This is a genomic window from Neoroseomonas soli (genome assembly GCF_018129065.1).
GTDB classification, from domain to species: Bacteria; Pseudomonadota; Alphaproteobacteria; order Acetobacterales; family Acetobacteraceae; genus Neoroseomonas; species Neoroseomonas soli.
On record NZ_JAAEDM010000066.1, the window covers coordinates 1 to 17,295 of the forward strand.

The following is a 17,295-nucleotide window of genomic DNA, read 5'->3' on the forward strand; positions in this document are numbered from 1 at the left end:
GAAATCCACCAGCACGGCGATCCGCTCAAGGTCATCGCCCTTGGCCGACAACTCCCGCAGCCGTTCCTCCACGTCGAAGAACCCAGGCTGCCGAACCATCGCCTTCGCCCGCGCCGCGCCGCGCCGCGCCACATCAGCGAATCAGGCAAAGGTCACCATGACGAGGGGGGTTCTGGAACTGTCCGGATGTTTCTCGCGGCCGGGAACATATTCGGGCGTGCAGCATCAAATCCAATGCGTGAACGGCGCGGGCGGGTCTGCGATCCTACCCTGAAGATGGCCCCTTCGCTCTGGACCGACATCCATTGGCTCGCAGGAGGCTTTCATGGGCGGAAACGAAGCGGCTCCGGGCGGACCTGACCTGACGCAGGGCATGCCGCTCTCCGACCTGCCGGAGGGCGGCATGCTCGTGGGCCATGTCGGCGAGGAGGCGGTGATCCTGGCGCGCCACGGCCAGGACGTCTTCGCGATCGGCGCCGCCTGCACCCATTATGGCGGCCCGCTCGCGGAGGGTCTGCTCGTGGGCGAGACGGTGCGCTGCCCATGGCATCATGCCTGCTTCAGCCTGCGGACCGGCGAGGCGGTGCAGGCACCCGCCTTCGACCCCATCCCATGCTGGCGGGTGGAACAGACCGGCGGCAAGGTCTTCGTGCGCGAAAGGCTTCAACCCGCGCCGCGGCGCGCTCCGGCAAGGCCCTCATCCGGCACGGCGCCTGGGAGCATCGTGATCGTCGGCGGCGGCGCTGCGGGCTTTGCTGCGGCCGAGAGACTGCGGCGCGAAGGCTATGCTGGAAGCCTCACGCTGCTCAGCGCGGACGACGCTGCCCCCTATGACCGGCCCAACCTCTCCAAGGATTACCTGGCCGGGACGGCGCCTGAGGAATGGATCTCGCTGCGGCCGGACGGATATTACGCGGAGAATGCGATCGACCTGCGCCTCGGTGCGGCGGTGGCCGCGATCGATCCCGCGGGTCGGCGCGTGCTGCTCGCAGGCGGTGGGGAGGTTCCATTCGACCGGCTGCTGCTCGCCACCGGCGCGGAGCCCGTCCGGCCGCCGATCCCCGGCTCCGATGGGCCGCAGGTGCATACCTTGCGCTCCCTGCGGGACAGCCGCGCCCTGATCGAGGCGGCGAAGGCCGCGCGGAACGCCGTGCTGGTCGGGGCGGGCTTCATCGGGTTGGAGGTGGCAGCCGCCTTGCGGACGCGCGGCCTCGCGGTGCATGTGGTGGCTCCCGATCGGCAGCCGCTCGAGCGCGTCCTGGGGCTGGAACTCGCCGAGATGGTGCGCCGGCTTCACGAGGAGCGAGGCGTCGTCTTCCATCTGGGGGAAGGCGTCGCGGCCATTGAGCCGGGTCGCGTTCGGCTCACGGGCGGCGCCAGCTTGGCTGCCGATCTCGTGGTCCTTGGCACCGGCGTGCGGCCGCGCACCGAACTCGCCGAACGCGCCGGGCTTGCGGTGGATCACGGCGTCCTGGTGGATGAGCACCTGGAGACCAGCGCGCCGGGCATCTTCGCCGCCGGCGACATCGCCCGATGGCCTGATCCTCACACGGGCGAGCGGCTCCGGATCGAACATTGGGTAGTGGCCGAGCGCCAGGGGCAGACGGCTGCGCTCAACATGCTCGGCCACGGTCGGGCGCGCTTCACCGCGGCACCGTTCTTCTGGAGCCAGCACTACGATATCTCCATCAACTATGTCGGGCACGCCGCGCGCTGGGATGCGATCGAGGTGGAGGGCGACGTCGCCGCGCGCAGCGCCGTGCTGCGCTACCGCCGCGATGGGAAGGTCCTCGCCGTTGCCACGGTCGGTCGCGACTTGCAGAGCCTGGACGCCGAAGTGGCGATGGAACGCGATGCCACGGCGGCACCCGGGGCGATTTCCGGATGAGTGGCGCCGGCTCTCGTCACGCTTGAGTGGGGATCGTCATGCGTACGATCGCTTCCAGCCGCGGGCGATCGGTTCCCGACCTCGGCTAACGGTGCATCTGCTCGCCGTGACGATGTCCGACTTTCTTGTTGGGACGAGGCAGGGAGGACGGAGGCGGCGACAAGGTGTTCGGCGCTCCCGTCCGGACCCATGGAGAATTTCCACATGAGCATCCCGGCCGCACCGCCTCGACCTCCCTCCTACGACAAGAAGATCGCGCTCGTCCTGCAGGGCGGCGGCGCGCTCGGCAGCTACCAGGCGGGCGTCTACGAGGCGCTGTCGAACTCCGAGTACCTGCCGGACTGGGTCGCCGGCATCTCGATCGGGGCGGTGAATGCGGCGATCATTTCCGGCAACGCGCCGGAGCACCGCGTCGCGCGGCTGCGGGAGTTCTGGGAACGCATCACCGCTCCGGCGAATTCCTGGCCTGCCCTGTTCAACGGTGCGCTCGGCGCCGGATGGGGTGACGACCGGCAGGCTGCAGCCGTGGCCGCGATGTTCTTCGGCCAGCCCGGTTTCTTCGCCCCGCGGCCACCGGCCGAATGGATGTTCGGCCACACGCCCGCCAGTGTCTACGACACCGGTGCGTTGAAGAGCACGCTGGAATCCCTGGTCGATTTCGATCGCATCAATGCCCGCGAAACCCGCTTCAGCGTCGGCGCCGTGAATGTGCGCAGCGGCGATTTCTCCTATTTCGACAACGCCGAGATCGCCATCCGGCCGGAGCATGTAATGGCGAGCAGCGCCCTGCCGCCCGGCTTCCCTGCCGTCGAGATAGACGGGGAGTACTATTGGGACGGTGGCCTCGTCTCGAACACGCCGCTGCAATACGTGCTGACCTACCTGCCGCGCCGCAGCCGCCTGGTGTTCCAGGTGGATCTCTTCCCCGCGCGAGGCCCCGTGCCCGCCACTCTCGCCGAGACCTGCGAGCGGCAGAAGGATATCCGCTTTTCCAGCCGCACCCGCATCGTCACCGACGCCCTCCGCCATATCCACGACGTGCGGCACAACATCAACGAACTCTGGGAAAAGCTGCCGGAGGCGCTGCGTGCCACGCCGGAAGCGCAGTTCCTCTACGCCTTCGGATGCGTCACCACCATGGACATCGTCGAACTGGTCGATCGCCCGCGCGACGTTCAGGGGTACAGCAAGGACTACGAATTCAGCCGAGGCACGATGGAAGCACGCTGGGTGCGCGGACGGGCGGATGCCGAGGCGACGCTGCGGGCATCCCCCTGGCTCGCGCCCAGGCAGCCGGGGGTCGGCGCGCGCAACTTCGACGTGCTGGCCGGGACGTCCCAAGGCGCGGCCATGGGCGCTTGACGCAGCAGACTCGTCCACAACGCTTGCCATCGGCCGGCACGACCGCGCAGCCCAGGTGAGCCGGCCGGCTGTCGCGGCCCGACCTGCGGCGCAGGCATCGGGGGAATGGTGCGCGCGGCCACTCGCCGCCAAGCTGCCTCATCGATGATGGGCCGATGCGGAGCGCCTGTCGGCTTCCTCGAGAAGTACCTCGCGGAGAACCACCGCCTCGTTGTGCCGCTCGTCGCGCGTGGCGAAGAGCAGGGTGACGGGCCCGAGGTGCAGAAGGTCCCGGATCGGCGCGAGCGCGGCGCTGCGGTCCCGCAGTTCGGCCCGGTAGCGCCGCCGGAATTCCTCCCAGCGCGCCGGGTCGTGGCCGAACCACTGGCGCAGTTCCGTGCTGGGCGCGGCATCCTTGCACCAGAGGGCGAGGGCGGCGCGCATCTTGCTCATGCCGCGCGGCCAGAGCCGGTCCACCAGGACGCGGGCGCCGTCATGCTCGGCCGGCGCTTCATAGATTCGTTTCAGCCGGATCCCGTGCGACGCAATCCGCTCCGTCATGTCGTTTTCTCCCGCAGCGGTTCGCGGCGGCGTCAACCATTGGGGGCCTGGCGCGGTCGGCAGCCCATGCCGGCCGTCGGCGGCCCTCACAGCGGCCCCTGATAGTAAGCGGGCAGGGGCTCAGTGTGGTCGCTGACACCCTTCACGCCCGGAACCTGCTCGGCGAGGACGCGGAGGGCGCGTTGCACCGCCGGTCCAGGCGCGAAGCCATAGAACTCGACCATCCCGTCATGCACCTCGACCAGCGTGTGGAAGGGATCGGCCCAGGGTTCGCGGCGCATGGCGGCGACGATGGCGACCCGGATGCGCCCGTCCGGAAGTTCAGCCGCCTCGGTCTCGTTGCTGGTGACGGCGCGGAGCAGGTCGGATCGGCTTACCACACCGCGGAGTTGCCCGCGCTCGGTGACCAGCACTCTCCGGATCCCTTTCTTCTCCAGGGTCTCGGCGATTGCGGAGACGGGGGTATTCGGCGGGACGGCGACGATGTCAGGGGTCATCACCTCCTCCGCGACGAAGCCGTGGGTGCGCGCGTAGCGGTCGGCGGCCCTGGCAGTGTCGGCGAAGAGCCAGCGCAGCCAGGACGGCGCCGTCTCGGTCGTCCGGGATAAGCGGCTGACTAGGTCGGCCTGGGTGACCAGGCCAAGCAGCGCGCCGTCCGCGTCCAGCACGGGCACGCCGGATATGCCGCGATCGGCGAGCAGCCGCGCGATCGACGTCACCGGCATGTTGGGCGGGATCGTCACCACCTCGCTGGTCATCAGGTCGCTGGCTGTCGGTTCGGTCATCGTCCTTCTCCTTCCCGGCCCGGCAGGGCCGGCCGCGCTGTACCCGGCGGCGAAGGGAGCGGCGGGAAGACATCCGACGCCCGTCGGCGCCCGCCTGGGCGAGCGAGAGCGATCGTGCCTCCTTATTTTCATGCAGACAAACGAGTTTTATTGGCCTTTGAATGCAGTAATTCTGCATCTCGCGGGGCGCCCATGGATACCGAACTGGTCCGCACCTTCCTCGCCATCGTCTCCGGCGGCAGCTTCGTGCGCGCGGCGGAGCGCCTGCATGTCAGCCAGACCACGGTCAGCGCCCGCATCCGCACGCTGGAGGACCAGCTCCGGCGGCGCCTCTTCATCCGCAACAAGGCCGGTGCGAGCCTGACGCCGGCTGGCGAGCAGTTCCTGCGCCATGCCCCGGCGCTGGTCCAATTGTGGGAACGGGCACGCCACCAGGTCGCGGTGCCGGCCGGGCGGCGAGCGGTCCTCGGCATCGGCGCCGAGCACAGCCTGTGGGATCCGCTCCTGCTCCGCTGGCTGCTGTGGATGCGCCGCTCGCAGCCGGAAGTGGCCCTGCGCGCCCATGTCGGGCTGCCCGAGACGATCGTCGAACAGGTCGCGGGCGGGATCATCGACATCGGCGTGGTCTATGCGCCCCGGCACCGTGCCGGGCTGCGGATCGAACTCCTGATGGAGGAACGGCTCGTCATGGTCAGGACGACCGGGCCGACGGGCGACGGGCAGGTGGACTACGTCCAGGTGGACTGGAGCCCGGACCTTGCGCTGCACTACGCCACGGCCGGCGCGGGATACGGCGATCCGGGCCTGGTCGTGGACCTGGGCCCGCTCGGCCTCGGCTACATCCTCGAGGCGGGCGGGATGGGGTATTTCCGCCTCGGCGCGGCCAAGCCGCATCTCGAAAGCGGGAGGCTGGAGCTGGTGCCCGACGCTCCGGAATTCCTCTATCCGGCCTATGCGGTGATCAGCGAGAACAGCGGCGAGCCCGAGTTGATCCAGGCTGCGCTCGATGGCCTCCGGCGCATCGCCCGCGCCGAGCCGGACGACGGCAGAAGCGCCGGCCAGCCCGTCTGATACGGACGGCACGAGTCTCTGCCTCGTGCCGAGGCCGCGAATGCGGCCTGCCGGCAGTCCGGCGAAAGCCAAGCAAGCCGGAGGTTTGCGCCCGGCGTCCGAGGGTACGCAAAGGCAACTACCAACGGTCGAATGCTTCGACCGTTGGTATGAGGCCCGCATGTGCCGGTGCCGGCCATGCGCAAGGCGTTGAACTGGTCTGCGCAAACCCCATCTCAAGCCATGATGAGGCGGCACCTTCCCCTTTCCGTGCACCGTCGCCAGACGGGAACGCTGCTCGCGGGCTTCTAGCCCCGGGCCCGTCGGCGCGCGCCCATCGGGCGGCGCCCGGCCCCGGGGGCTTCTCCACACCTGACATCGGCCGCCTCCGCCTCGCGGAGCGCGTCGCCTTTCGCCATGCCCGGGGGAGTGTGTCCGTGAGCCTGACCGTCATCTCGATCTGCGCCGTCTGCGGCGCGGCCATCGCCGCCCAGGCGGAAATCTGCTTCGCCTGCCGTATTGCCGAAAGCGCCACCGCCGCCCGCGCGATGGCGGGGGAGGTCGCGCCGCCCGGCACCTGCGCGCGCCCGCTGCTGACCGTGCGCGACTTCGCCCGCCTCGAGCGCCATGCGCGGCTGGAGATGCGGCCGGACGGCCCGCTCGCGCGCGACCTGCTGGCGCTGCTGGACGAGGCGCGGCTGGTGAGCACCGGCGCCCTGCCGCGCGGCGTCGCCGCTCTGGGCTCGCATGTGATCTTCAGCGCGGGCGAAGCGGAGCCGCAGGCGCGGGTCCTCATGCTGCCGGGTCCGCGCGCGCAGGCGGCCTGGGCGCTGCCCGTGAACTCGCCACATGGCCTGGCCTTGCTCGGGCGCCGCGCCGGCGCCGAGGTCACGGTGCCGGGGGAGGAGGGAACGCCGCCCGAGCGGCTGCGGCTGCTGACCGCGGTCAACAGCACGCCGGCCGTGCCGGCCCACGCTTGAGAGCAGGCAGGAGGACGAGATGGACATCGCATTCCACACCGTGAACGTATTCAGCGGCGACGCCTTCGCCGGCAGCCAGGTGGCCGTGGTGACCGACGGCGAGCACCTCGACGCGACGCAGATGCAGGCGATCGCGGCCGAGTTCGGCTACGCCGAGACAGCTTTCCTGCTGCCGCCGTCAGCGCGCACGGCCACGGCCGCCATCCGTATCTTCACCCCGCGCCGGGAGGTGCCCTTCGCCGGCCAGCCGATGATCGCCGCGGCCTATGTTCTGGGCCGGCTGGGGCGGCTGCATGGCCGGCCGGCCGGGCATCGCATGACCTTCGAGGCGCCGGCCGGCGTCGTCCCGGCCCAGTTGCTGCTGGAGGGCGCGCACCTGATGGGTGCCGGGGTCGGCGCGCCGATGCCGCTCGAGATCGGTCCCGTGGTGGCGCCCGAACTCGTCGCGGCCTGCGCCGGCCTTGCGCCGGAGGACATCGAGACCGGGCGGCATCCGCCGCGCCTGCTCTCGGTCGGCGCCCCCTTCGTGGTCGCGGAACTATGCGACGAGGCAACCCTGGCGCGCGCCACGGCGCGGCGCTCGGCGTTCCGGACGCATATTCCGCTCGGCCTTGCCCGGGGGCTTCATCTCTACGCGCGTGCGGGAGAGGACAACGCGGCATTGGCGGCGCGCACCTTCACCCCGCTGCACGGCACCGAGGAGGATTCCGCGAGCGGCAGCGCCAATGCTGCACTGGCGGGTTTCCTCGCCACCCTGCAGCCGTCCCGGCGCAAGGTGCGGTTCGCCCTGTCCGTCTCGCAAGGTGCCGCGATGGGGCGGCCGGGGCAGGTCCAGGCCTGGACCGAATGGCGGGAAAGGGGCGCTCCACTGGCCTGGGTGGGTGGGCGATGCGCCTCGGTGATGAGCGGCCACATGCGGGCTCCGCCATCGGAAGATAATGCGGATTTCTTGCACTCAACGACCAATAAATCGCGTTTGTCGTTTCTGTCCGTGTGAAGGAGGATCATGGCGGGCTCGCGGCGATAGTGGCGGAGGTGCGTGGCAGGGCCATGCCGAAGGGAACCAGGCTGATCGACCTGATGGCCGGCATGGCGGGCAGACGAGAGCCGCATGTCCTCGCCACCGTGGTGGAGACGATCGGCTCCACCTCCGCCTATCCCGGCGACAAGGCGCTGATCGACGGCGCAGGCACGGTCCTTGCCGGCTGGATCGGAGGCGGTTGCGCGGAGAGCACCGTGCGGCAGGCGGCGCTGGACGGCCTGCGCGACGGGCAGCCGAGGCTCATCGGCCTTGACCTGGACGACGAGGTGCTCGGCGTGGGCATGCCCTGCGGCGGTGCGATGCGCGTCTTCGTCGAGCCGGTGCTGCCGCCGCCGGGCCTGTGGGTGATCGGCCATGGACGGGTGGCCGAAAGCCTGTGCCGCCTGGGAGCGGAGCTGGGCTTCCGCGTGATCGTCAGCGACACGCCCGCGCCCGATCCGGTGCGCTATCCGGATGCCGCCGAACTCATCGGCGACGACTACGATTTCTCGCGGCTGGCGCCGGCGCAGGGCGACAGCGTGGTGATCGCGACGCAGCACAAGGGCGACCATCTCTCGGCGGTGCGCGCGCTGCGCTCGCCCGCCGGCTATGTCGCGATCATCGCCAGCCGCAAGCGCGCCGGGCTGATGCGCGATTTCCTGCGCGAGGAGGGCTTCACGGACGACGAACTGGCGCGGCTTCACGCGCCTGCGGGGCTCGACCTCGGCGCGCGTACGCCGGAGGAGATCGCGCTGTCGGTGATTGGCGAACTGGTGATGTTGCGGCGCGGCGGCAGCGGCGCGGAACGCAAAGCCGCGCCCCGGCGGCTCGTCACGGCGCCGGCCCTGGTGGAGGCCAGATGATGGAATGCAACGCAGCCACGCGGCCTGCCATCGCCCCGCCCGAGGAAGACCCCAACGCGGTCGTTCATTGCGCCTCCCCGCCGTGCTTCATGCACGAACTCGATCCGTCATGGCTTGGCGTGCTCCCCTGGCCGGAGGTGCGGGCGTGGCGCAAGACCGAACGCACGAGGCTGATCGCCGAGCGGGTCGCGGTGCCGGCGGAGGAGCGGGCGCGGCGCGACGGCGAGATCACCGCGCATATCCGGGCCGCCGTCCCGGATCTCGCGCGCATGCATGTCGGTTTCTACTGGCCGTTCAGGGGTGAGTACGACCCGCGCGCTCTGGCCCGCGCGCTGCACCGGGACGGCACGCGGCTCGCCTTGCCCGTGGTGGCGGAGAAGGCGCAACCGCTGGTCTTCCGCCCCTGGCAGCCCGGCATGCGCATGGTGCCCGGCGTCTGGAACATTCCTGTTCCTGCCGAGGGTGAGCCGGTGACGCCCGATGCGCTGCTGATCCCGCTGGTCGGGTTCGATGCGCTCGGCTACCGGCTTGGCCATGGCGGCGGCTACTACGACCGGACGCTCGCGGCGATGGCGCGCAAGCCCTTGGCGATCGGCATCGGCTTCGAGATGTCGCGCCTGCCGACCATCCACCCGCAGCCCCATGACGTGCCGATGGACATCATCGTCACCGAGCGCGGCGCGGCCCGTGTCTGTGCGGCGGATCCGGCGCGATGATGAGCGCCGCGATGACCGCCGCGGAACTCGATGCGCTGCGCGATGCCATCCTCGCTTCCCCGGCCGATGCGATCGTCGTCTGCGACCGCGGCGGCGTGATCCGCTTCTGGAACCCGGGTGCCGAGCGCATCTTCGGCTTCGCCGCGGCCGAGGCGCTCGGCAAGTCGCTCGACATCATCATCCCGGAAGCCCAGCGCGCGCGGCACTGGGAAGGCTTCGATCGCGTCATGGCGACCGGACGGACACGCTACGGAGAAGGTGACCTGCTGGCGGTGCCGGCCTTGCACCGGGACGGGCGCCGCATCTCCGTCGAGTTCACCATCGTGCCGCTCCATGACGCCGGCGGCAGCATGGCCGGCATGGTCGCGATCCTTCGCGACGTCACCACTCGCTTCGAGGAAATGCGCACGCTCCGCCGGCGCCTGGCTGCGGTCGCAGGAATGGAAGGCGCGCGATAGGCAGGAGGGGCGGACACGCGATGTCGGCAGTCACGCAGGACCATCACGACCATCGGCCAGGTTTCGTGGCGCGCTGGCTGTTCTCGACGAACCACAAGGACATCGGGACGCTCTACATCATCTTCTCGGTGACGGCGGCGGTGGCGGGCGTCGGGCTTTCCGTGCTGATGCGGATGGAACTGCAGCAGCCGGGGATGCAGATCTTCCCGGACGGGCAGGCATGGAACACCGTGGTCTCCGCCCATGGGCTGATCATGGTGTTCTTCGTCATCATGCCGGGGCTGATCGGCGGGTTCGGCAACTGGTTCGTGCCGCTCCTGATCGGCGCGCCGGACATGGCCTTCCCGCGCATGAACAACATCAGCTTCTGGTTGCTGGTGCCGGCCTTCCTGATGCTCGTGGCTTCTCTCTTCATCGGGGAAGGGCCGGGTGCGGGCTGGACCATCTACCCGCCGCTGTCGAGTATCGAGTACCACCCGTCCATGGCGATGGACATGGCGCTGTTCGCGCTGCACCTCGCGGGCGCGTCCTCGATCCTGGGCGCGGTGAACTTCATCACCACCATCCTGAACATGCGCGCGCCGGGCATGACGCTGCACAAGATGCCGCTCTTCGTGTGGTCGATGCTGGTCACCGCCTTCATGCTGCTGACCACGCTGCCGGTGCTGGCGGGCGCCATCACCATGCTGATCACCGACCGCAACTTCGGCACGGCCTTCTTCAAGCCGCAGGGCGGCGGGGATCCGGTGCTGTTCCAGCACCTGTTCTGGTTCTTCGGCCACCCCGAAGTCTACATCATGATCCTGCCGGGCTTCGGCATCATCAGCCACGTGATCTCGACCTTCAGCCGCAAGCCGGTCTTCGGCTATCTCGGCATGGCCTATGCGATGGTGGCGATCGGCTTCATCGGTTCGATCGTGTGGGCGCACCACATGTTCACCTCGGGCATCTCGGTGGACACGCGCGCCTACTTCATGGCGGCGACGATGGTCATCGCCGTGCCGACGGGGATCAAGATCTTCTCCTGGATCGCCACCATGTGGGGCGGCTCCATCGAGATGAAGACGCCGATGCTCTGGGCGGTCGGCTTCATCTTCGTCTTCACCCTGGGCGGCGTGACCGGTGTGGTGCTGGCCAATGCGTCGCTGACGCAGATCCTGCACAACACCTACTACGTGATCGCGCACTTCCACTACGTGCTCTCGCTCGGGTCGGTCTTCGCTATCTTCGCGGGCTTCTACTACTGGATCGGCAAGATGAGCGGGAGGCAGTACCCCGAGTTCTGGGGCAAGGTGCACTTCTGGCTCACCTTCATCGGCGTGAACCTGACCTTCTTCCCGATGCACTTCTCGGGCAACCAGGGCATGCCGCGCCGCTATCCGGACTACCCGGAGGCGCTGTGGGGGTGGAACTTCATCGCCTCGGTCGGGGCCTATATCTCGGCGGCGTCGTTCCTGGTCTTCCTCTACGTCGTCTGGCGCACCTTCCGCTCGGGTGAGAAGGTTGCCGCCAATCCTTGGGGCGCCGGTGCGACGACGCTGGAATGGCAGGTTTCGTCACCGCCGCCGTTCCACTCCTTCGACGAACTGCCCCACATGCGTTGAAGGCGCGCGGCCGCGATGCGGGCGTCGCCGCGATCACTTCCTGGGTGTGGAGAGGCGCCGCGCGCTGGCCGTGGCGCCGTCCGGAAGCCCGAGGCGCCGGGCTATCTCCGCCCGTCCGGGGGCGATCAGGTCCGCAAGGGTGGCGCGGTCCAGCACGGCCAGGAACGCCGCCAGCGCCTCATCCAGCAGCGCCGGCAGGCGGCATGGCCCCGCGATGGCGCAGGCATGGTGGGCGCCGAAGCAGGTCACGAGCGCCATGTCCTCCTCCGTGCAGCGGATCACCGCCCCGACTCCGATCTGTTCGGGGGGCCTGGCCAGGCGCAGGCCGCCGCCGCGACCGCGCAGCGTCTCGACGAAACCGCCGCGGGCGAGCCGCTGCACCACCTTCGTCAGATGGTTCCCGGAGATGCCGTAGGCCGTCGCGATGTCCTGGATCGAGGCCAGTTCCTGCCCACGCAGGCCGAGATACATCAGCACGCGCAGCGCGTAGTCGCTGTGAAGGGTCAGGCGCATGACGAAAGATGCATCTGGATTGCCACTTTCCGATCCAGCCCATAAGATGCATCAACGATGTCTCTTTGTGGAGCGGGATCGCAATGACCCGGGACCCAGGGAGCAAGCAATCGATGCCGAGCGCGGGGCAATGGAGTGGTGGTGGATGACCATGCATGCGGCACGCGGCGCGGCTGACCGACCGTCTGCCGTCAGTGGGGCGCGGAAGACGCGGACGACCTTCGCTCTCTTCGCCTACGGCTTTCGGCCGTTCTTCCTGCTGGCCGGAATCTGGGCGCCACTTGGCGTCGTCGTGTGGGTCGCAACCCTGGCAGGATTGCCGGTGCCCGACGGGCCGCTGCCCATGCTTCGCTGGCACGCGCACGAGATGCTCATGGGCTTCGTCGGCGCCGCCATCATCGGCTTTCTGCTGACGGCGGTGCCGAACTGGACGGGCCGGGCGGGGTTTGCCGGAGGTCCGCTGGTCGCCCTGGTTGCGCTGTTCCTGGCGGGGCGTGTCGCCCTGCTGCCCGGCTCGCCGCTGCCGATCGGGATCGCCGCGCCGATTGCGCTCGCGGGCTTGCCGGGCACGCTGTTGCTGGTCCTGCCCGGGTTGGTGAAGGCCGGCAAGGCGCGCCTCTTTGGCCCACCGCTGATCGTTCTCGGATTCTGGGTCGGCGACCTTCTGATGCTGGGCGACGCGGCCGGCTGCTGGGCCGCCGACACCTGGCGCCTGGGCCAGTTCCTTTCGCTCAACATGGCGCTGGTGCTGGTGGGGGTGATCGGCGGACGCATCATCCCGTCCTTCACGCTGAACGCCCTGCGCAAGACCGGCCGGCCGGCCGAGCCGAGGCCCCTGCCTGGCGTGGACCGGGCGGCGGTGCTGTCGCTCATCGCCGTGGCTGTGGTGGACCTGGTCGCGCCGAACGGGATGGCGGCGGGCGTCGTGGCGGCGCTCGCGGCGGTGCTGGTGGCCCTGCGGCTCTCCCGCTGGCATGGGCTGCGCACCTTGGGCCAGCCCATCGTCTGGGTGCTGCACCTGGGCTACGCCTTCGTGCCCCTGGCGCTGGCGACCAAGGCCGTCTGGCTGCTCGCCGGGCCGGCATGGGCGATGCACTGGCCGCATCTGCAGGGCGCCGGCGCATTGGCGTTGATGATCCTGGCGGTGATGACGCGGGCCGCGCTCGGCCATACCGGGCGGGATATGGTGGCCGCACCGGCGATCGCGACGGCCTATGTGCTGCTGCCGCTCGCCGCATTGGCGCGCGCCTTCGGGCCCTCCCTGACCGAGGACGCGTTGCTGCCGCTGGCGGTGGCAGGGACGCTGTGGCTTGCGACCTTCATCCTGTTCCTCGCCGTCTATGCGCCGATGCTGCTGCGCTCACGACCTGACGGCAAACCCGGATGATGACTGGGACGGCGTGGCCGGTGCGGGGCGTGGCCCACCAGGCAGGAAATCTGCACTCAACCGGCAATGAATCTCGTTTGATCGCGATTGGCCTGCGGGCCAGCCTGCGCATGCCGACGCCGCAGCGGAGCGCTGCGACGATCGGTCAGAGGAACCGGCCAGGCCGGGGTGCCGCATCCGGCCTGATGACAAGCCTTGAAGGAGGCGACCAATATCCCGCCGGCTTTCGCTCCATCCGCTGTATTTTCACCGAAGGCGCGGAGCGCCGGCCGCGCGGCCGCCACGCTTCGGCGCACCAAACAACCCGATGAGGTCCTTCCATGTCACGCCCGATCCAAGCACTGGCCGCCATGCTGCTTCTCTCCGTCGCGCCCGCCATGGCGCAGGAAGCCGCCGGCAACGCTGAGGCGGGCCAGAGGGTCTTCAACCAATGCCGCGCCTGCCACACGATCAATAGTGGCGGGCGGGCCATGGTCGGACCCAACCTGTTCGGGATCGTCGGCCGCAGGGCGGGTTCCTTCGAAGGCTTCCGGTATTCCCGGCCGATGCACGAGAAGCACGAGCAGAATTTCGTCTGGAGCGAAGACAACCTGCGCGCCTACATCCGGGATCCTAAAGCTGTCGTGCCGGGTGGCTCCATGTCCTTCCCGGGCCTGCGCAACGACCAACAGATGAACGACCTGATCGCCTACCTGCAGGCACAGCGCTGATTTCCCGCCGTCGGCAGCCACCTCGCGCAGGGTTGCCTGTGCGGGATGGCACTGCCGGCGGCCTCAGTCGCTTGCCTCCATCGCGCCGAGCCGTGCAATGCGGGCGATGGCGCGGTCCGCGTGGGATTGCAGCCGCAGCAGCACGTCTTCCGCCCCTGCCGCGTCGGCGGCCGCGAGGTAGAGTTCGGCAGCCCGTTCGGCGAGTTGCCGCGCTGCCTTGAGGCTCGGTTCATCCGGCATGGCCGTCGCGAGCGGGCCGGGCGATGCTATCTGAGTCCCGACTTCCGCAGCCATGGTCGTGGCCTCGGCCGCGAGGCGCCGCAGCTCCGCCGCCCATGCTGCGAGGGGCGGAATTTCGGCCAGCGCGGCGAGGCGTGCGGCGAGTTCCCGTTCGATCTCCGCCGCACTGACGGCTTCCGGCTGCGGCGATTGGGCGTGCCCGGCCCGGGCCGCATGAAAGGCGCGCCGACGCTCGCGCCGAAAGATCGCGGCGTGCCGCAGTTCCTCCTTCGCGATCGCCTCCGCGGCCTGGCGGATGGACCGATCCTCGGCCTGTGCCGCGATGTAGGTCCACAGGAGGAACGCGCGTTCCTCATTGCGGACTGCCATGGACAGCGCCCGGTAGGCGGAGGCGAGCTGCGAGGAGGCAATGCTGCGTGCCTCTTCCTCGTCCAAGGATTCTGACGGCCGCCAGCGAAGCCACTTCGCGTCGGGCGCCGTTCCCGTCGCTTCCCGGGACCAGCGCTCGATCGCATCAGCGTGATGAGCTTCCTCGGCCATCAGGTGCTCGAAGACCGCTGCGACGTCAGGCAGTCCGAGGGCGCGCATTTTCTGAGCGAGCTCGGCGTATTGGGTGGCGGCTTCCGTCTCGAGCGTCAGCGCGACTGCGAAGAGCTCAGCGAGTGAGCGCACCGGTCCGGGTGGTTCGACCTTCAACAACGACATCGCGGGCTTCCTTCCTCCGGTCATTCCGAGCATGCTTGATGCAGGTTCTCGGAAAATTAGCATTCGCCATACCAATTTCCCCTGGACGGCTCGGTAGCAAGGTGTATGAGGTGGCTGGTCGTGCATACAGCGGTCAGAAGAAGATCTCTTCATCCTTATCATGCCAGTCATGGCGCTGGGGATAAAAGATGCCGGTAGTGTCTCGAATAGATCTTTTCCGTTCCGGCGGCCGGCTTCTATTATGCATTGGCGCTGTATTGGCGCTTCTTGTCGCACCAGCTTCCGCGGCACGTCTCGCCGAATTCCTTTCGGGCGTAGCGCCTTCCGAGATCTTTCCCGGTGCTGACCGCATTGGTTCGCCCGAAGGCGGGCCGCCACTGGCGCCCGCTTATGCCGGCAGCAGGTTGCTCGGCCATGTCTATCTCAATACTGATGTCACCGACGCCACCGGCTATTCCGGCAAGCCGATCCAGTTGCTGGTGGCGATTGATACCGAAGGTGTGATCCGCGGCATCCGGCTGCGGGAGCACAAGGAGCCGATCGTGCTGATCGGCATTCCCGAACAGCGCATCGTGGCGGCGATGAACCGCTTGGTCGGCGCCGCCATGGCGCCGGTCGCGCGCGGGGAGGCGCGTGCGCCGGAGACCGATATCGTCAGCGGCGCGACGGTCACCGTGTTGGTGATGGCCGACAGCGTCGTCCGCTCCGCCGTCCGCCTGATCCGTGCCGGGCGCATCGGTGACGTTGCGCCGCAGGCGGCGACAACCGCCGCGCCCGCCACCCTCGCCCCCGGCCCGGGGGAGGTGCGGGACTGGGAGAGCTTGCTCGGCGACGGATCCGTGCGGCGCCTGCATCTCTCGATCGGCGAGGTGAACCAGGCCTATGAGCGCAGCGGCAATGCTCGCGCCGCCGCCAATCCCGAACCCGGCGATCCCGACGACACCTTCATCGAGCTCTTCACCGCGCTGGTGAGCGCGCCGACCATCGGCCGCAGCCTGCTGGGCGACGAGGGCTATGAGCGCCTGGCGCACCACCTCGCGCCCGGGCAGCAGGCCATCCTTGTGGCCGGGCATGGTGTCTATTCGTTCAAGGGCTCCGGCTACGTGCGCGGCGGCATCTTCGACCGGATCGAAGTGGTCCAGGACGGCCGCCCGCTGCGCTTTCGCGATCGCGACCACCGGCGCCTGGGTGACATAGCCGCCGAAGGCGCGCCGCGCCTGCCCGAGATCGCGCTATTCACCGTGCCGACCGATGCCGGGCTCAATCCCACGGAGCCGTGGAGCCTGCAGTTGCTCGTGCAGCGCGCCATCGGTGCGCGGGAGAAGGCATTCCTCAGCTTCGAACTCGGCTACGCCTTGCCCGAGTCCTACATCCTCCGGCCCGCCGTCGTTGCCGCGCCGGCGCCGGCCGCGACGCCCGTGGCCGCGGCGCCCGCCGTCGAGCGCGATCTCACCGAGGTGCCCCTGTGGGAGCGCATCTGGCAAGCCAAGACCTGGGACATCGCCATCACCGCGATCGCGTTGATGATCCTGACGGGCATCTTCTTCTTCCAGGACCAGCTCGTGCGCCGGCCTGTCCTGTATCGCTGGGTGCGCTACGCCTTCCTCACCTGGACGCTGGTCTGGCTCGGCTGGTACGCGAACGCGCAGCTCTCGGTGGTGAACGTGCTGACCTTCGTCAACGCGCTCGTCACCGGGTTCCGCTGGGAATACTTCCTGGCCGCGCCGCTGATCTTCATCCTCTGGTGCGGCGTGGCGGCGGCGCTGATCTTCTGGGGCCGGGGCGTCTTCTGCGGCTGGCTGTGCCCCTTCGGAGCGTTGCAGGAACTGCTCGCCGCCGTCGCGCAGAAGCTTCGCGTGCCGCAGGTCAGGCTGCCATGGGGCCTGCATGAGCGGCTCTGGCCGATCAAGTACGTCATCTTCCTGGCGCTGCTCGGCATCTCGCTGCATTCGGTCGCCATCGCCGAGCAGATCGCGGAGGTCGAGCCGTTCAAGACCGCCATCATCCTGAAGTTCATGCGGGAATGGCCCTTCGTGCTCTATGCCGGCGGGCTGCTCGCCGCAGGGCTGTTCGTCGAACGCTTCTTCTGCCGCTACCTCTGCCCGCTGGGCGCGGCGCTCGCGATCCCGGGGCGGATGCGCACCTTCGAATGGCTGAAGCGCTGGCGCGAATGCGGCAATCCCTGCCATCGCTGCGCCCATGAATGTCCGGTGCAGAGCATCCATCCCGAGGGCAACATCAATCCCAACGAGTGCATCTACTGCATGCACTGCCAGGAACTTTACCGGGCCGAGGACCGCTGCCCGCATAACATCCAGATCCGCCTCAAGCGCGAGAAGCAGGTCGCGATGAGCGCGGTGCCGCTGCCGGGAGCCAAGGCTCCGAAGACTGTCATTACTCGGAACGGGAAGCCCCAGGACGGCGCACAGGGCGCTTCGTCCACGGCGCCCGCGCCGTGATCAGGAGGAGAATC

16 protein-coding genes are annotated in these 17,295 nt (G+C 69.0%); 12 read left to right on the forward strand and 4 right to left on the reverse strand.

Annotation, left to right across the window (positions count from 1 at the left end):
- Window positions 1–325 precede the first annotated feature (325 nt).
- Together GXW76_RS19135 and GXW76_RS19140 are read left to right on the forward strand one after the other, a co-directional pair.
- Window positions 326–1,888, forward strand: a complete 1,563-nt coding sequence (locus tag GXW76_RS19135) for an FAD-dependent oxidoreductase (RefSeq protein ID WP_211863703.1) — start codon at window positions 326–328, stop codon at window positions 1,886–1,888.
- A 204-nt stretch (window positions 1,889–2,092) separates the two neighbouring features.
- The gene (locus GXW76_RS19140; RefSeq protein WP_211863704.1) at window positions 2,093–3,250 is read left to right on the forward strand and encodes a patatin-like phospholipase family protein; all 1,158 of its coding nucleotides are present in this window, start codon (window positions 2,093–2,095) and stop codon (window positions 3,248–3,250) included.
- A gap of 138 nt (window positions 3,251–3,388) precedes the next feature.
- On the opposite strand, the gene GXW76_RS19145 is transcribed toward GXW76_RS19140, so the two are convergent.
- Together GXW76_RS19145 and GXW76_RS19150 are read right to left on the reverse strand one after the other, a co-directional pair.
- The gene (locus GXW76_RS19145) at window positions 3,389–3,790 is read right to left on the reverse strand and encodes a DUF488 domain-containing protein (protein WP_211863705.1); all 402 of its coding nucleotides are present in this window, start codon (window positions 3,788–3,790) and stop codon (window positions 3,389–3,391) included.
- 86 nt (window positions 3,791–3,876) lie between these two features.
- Window positions 3,877–4,575: a CBS domain-containing protein gene (locus tag GXW76_RS19150; protein WP_246514525.1), complete on the reverse strand. Its 699-nt coding sequence runs from the start codon at window positions 4,573–4,575 to the stop codon at window positions 3,877–3,879.
- Window positions 4,576–4,767: 192 nt separating this feature from the next.
- On the opposite strand from GXW76_RS19150, the gene GXW76_RS19155 reads away from it, so the two are divergent.
- The 7 genes from GXW76_RS19155 to ctaD all read left to right on the forward strand — a co-directional run bounded on the left by GXW76_RS19155 (window position 4,768) and on the right by ctaD (window position 11,267).
- The gene (locus GXW76_RS19155) at window positions 4,768–5,646 is read left to right on the forward strand and encodes a LysR family transcriptional regulator (RefSeq protein ID WP_211863706.1); all 879 of its coding nucleotides are present in this window, start codon (window positions 4,768–4,770) and stop codon (window positions 5,644–5,646) included.
- Between the two features lie 416 nt (window positions 5,647–6,062).
- Complete coding sequence (locus tag GXW76_RS19160; protein ID WP_211863707.1) at window positions 6,063–6,605, forward strand: hypothetical protein; 543 nt, start codon at window positions 6,063–6,065, stop codon at window positions 6,603–6,605.
- Window positions 6,606–6,624: 19 nt separating this feature from the next.
- Window positions 6,625–7,602: a PhzF family phenazine biosynthesis protein gene (locus GXW76_RS19165; RefSeq protein ID WP_211863708.1), complete on the forward strand. Its 978-nt coding sequence runs from the start codon at window positions 6,625–6,627 to the stop codon at window positions 7,600–7,602.
- 53 nt (window positions 7,603–7,655) lie between these two features.
- Window positions 7,656–8,489, forward strand: coding sequence for an XdhC family protein (locus GXW76_RS19170; RefSeq protein WP_211863709.1), 834 nt, complete (start codon window positions 7,656–7,658; stop codon window positions 8,487–8,489).
- Entirely contained in the window at window positions 8,486–9,205 is a 720-nt protein-coding gene (locus tag GXW76_RS19175; RefSeq protein WP_211863710.1) for a 5-formyltetrahydrofolate cyclo-ligase, read from the forward strand. Before GXW76_RS19170 ends, GXW76_RS19175 begins: the two co-directional genes overlap by 4 nt.
- Window positions 9,202–9,663 (forward strand): PAS domain S-box protein, encoded by a 462-nt coding sequence (locus GXW76_RS19180; RefSeq protein ID WP_246514526.1) that lies wholly within the window; start codon window positions 9,202–9,204, stop codon window positions 9,661–9,663. The genes GXW76_RS19175 and GXW76_RS19180 overlap by 4 nt, the downstream gene beginning before the upstream one ends.
- A 20-nt stretch (window positions 9,664–9,683) precedes the next feature.
- On the forward strand, window positions 9,684–11,267 hold the full coding sequence (ctaD, locus tag GXW76_RS19185) for a cytochrome c oxidase subunit I (protein ID WP_211863711.1): 1,584 nt from the start codon (window positions 9,684–9,686) through the stop codon (window positions 11,265–11,267).
- A gap of 33 nt (window positions 11,268–11,300) precedes the next feature.
- Here the strand turns inward: ctaD and GXW76_RS19190 are convergent, their stop codons facing one another.
- A complete protein-coding gene (locus tag GXW76_RS19190) occupies window positions 11,301–11,780 on the reverse strand; it encodes an RrF2 family transcriptional regulator (protein WP_211863712.1) in 480 nt (159 codons plus the stop codon).
- Window positions 11,781–11,925: 145 nt separating this feature from the next.
- On the opposite strand from GXW76_RS19190, the gene GXW76_RS19195 reads away from it, so the two are divergent.
- Both GXW76_RS19195 and GXW76_RS19200 read left to right on the forward strand, forming a co-directional pair.
- Complete coding sequence (locus GXW76_RS19195; protein ID WP_246514527.1) at window positions 11,926–13,167, forward strand: NnrS family protein; 1,242 nt, start codon at window positions 11,926–11,928, stop codon at window positions 13,165–13,167.
- 320 nt (window positions 13,168–13,487) lie between these two features.
- Window positions 13,488–13,877 carry a c-type cytochrome gene (locus GXW76_RS19200; protein WP_211863713.1) on the forward strand — a complete coding sequence of 130 codons (390 nt, stop codon included), beginning with the start codon at window positions 13,488–13,490 and terminating at the stop codon, window positions 13,875–13,877.
- 63 nt (window positions 13,878–13,940) lie between these two features.
- Here GXW76_RS19200 and GXW76_RS19205 read toward each other — a convergent pair whose 3' ends face one another.
- Entirely contained in the window at window positions 13,941–14,948 is a 1,008-nt protein-coding gene (locus GXW76_RS19205; RefSeq protein ID WP_211863714.1) for a ferritin-like domain-containing protein, read from the reverse strand.
- Window positions 14,949–15,226: 278 nt separating this feature from the next.
- On the opposite strand from GXW76_RS19205, the gene GXW76_RS19210 reads away from it, so the two are divergent.
- Complete coding sequence (locus tag GXW76_RS19210) at window positions 15,227–17,281, forward strand: NosR/NirI family protein (RefSeq protein ID WP_211863715.1); 2,055 nt, start codon at window positions 15,227–15,229, stop codon at window positions 17,279–17,281.
- The last annotated feature ends 14 nt before the right edge of the window (window positions 17,282–17,295 follow it).

What these genes read in the sequence shown, in the direction of transcription:
- GXW76_RS19190 (WP_211863712.1), bottom strand. Translation starts at nt 11,780, where the DNA reads ATGCGCCTGACCCTTCACAGCGACTACGCGCTGCGCGTGCTGATGTAT.
- GXW76_RS19135 (WP_211863703.1), top strand. Translation starts at nt 326, where the DNA reads ATGGGCGGAAACGAAGCGGCTCCGGGCGGACCTGACCTGACGCAGGGC.
- GXW76_RS19180 (WP_246514526.1), top strand. Translation starts at nt 9,202, where the DNA reads ATGATGAGCGCCGCGATGACCGCCGCGGAACTCGATGCGCTGCGCGAT.
- GXW76_RS19205 (WP_211863714.1), bottom strand. Translation starts at nt 14,948, where the DNA reads ATGCACGACCAGCCACCTCATACACCTTGCTACCGAGCCGTCCAGGGG.
- GXW76_RS19195 (WP_246514527.1), top strand. Translation starts at nt 11,926, where the DNA reads ATGACCATGCATGCGGCACGCGGCGCGGCTGACCGACCGTCTGCCGTC.
- GXW76_RS19165 (WP_211863708.1), top strand. Translation starts at nt 6,625, where the DNA reads ATGGACATCGCATTCCACACCGTGAACGTATTCAGCGGCGACGCCTTC.
- GXW76_RS19150 (WP_246514525.1), bottom strand. Translation starts at nt 4,575, where the DNA reads ATGACCGAACCGACAGCCAGCGACCTGATGACCAGCGAGGTGGTGACG.
- GXW76_RS19175 (WP_211863710.1), top strand. Translation starts at nt 8,486, where the DNA reads ATGATGGAATGCAACGCAGCCACGCGGCCTGCCATCGCCCCGCCCGAG.
- GXW76_RS19145 (WP_211863705.1), bottom strand. Translation starts at nt 3,790, where the DNA reads ATGACGGAGCGGATTGCGTCGCACGGGATCCGGCTGAAACGAATCTAT.
- GXW76_RS19140 (WP_211863704.1), top strand. Translation starts at nt 2,093, where the DNA reads ATGAGCATCCCGGCCGCACCGCCTCGACCTCCCTCCTACGACAAGAAG.
- GXW76_RS19155 (WP_211863706.1), top strand. Translation starts at nt 4,768, where the DNA reads ATGGATACCGAACTGGTCCGCACCTTCCTCGCCATCGTCTCCGGCGGC.
- GXW76_RS19170 (WP_211863709.1), top strand. Translation starts at nt 7,656, where the DNA reads ATGCCGAAGGGAACCAGGCTGATCGACCTGATGGCCGGCATGGCGGGC.
- GXW76_RS19200 (WP_211863713.1), top strand. Translation starts at nt 13,488, where the DNA reads ATGTCACGCCCGATCCAAGCACTGGCCGCCATGCTGCTTCTCTCCGTC.
- ctaD (WP_211863711.1), top strand. Translation starts at nt 9,684, where the DNA reads ATGTCGGCAGTCACGCAGGACCATCACGACCATCGGCCAGGTTTCGTG.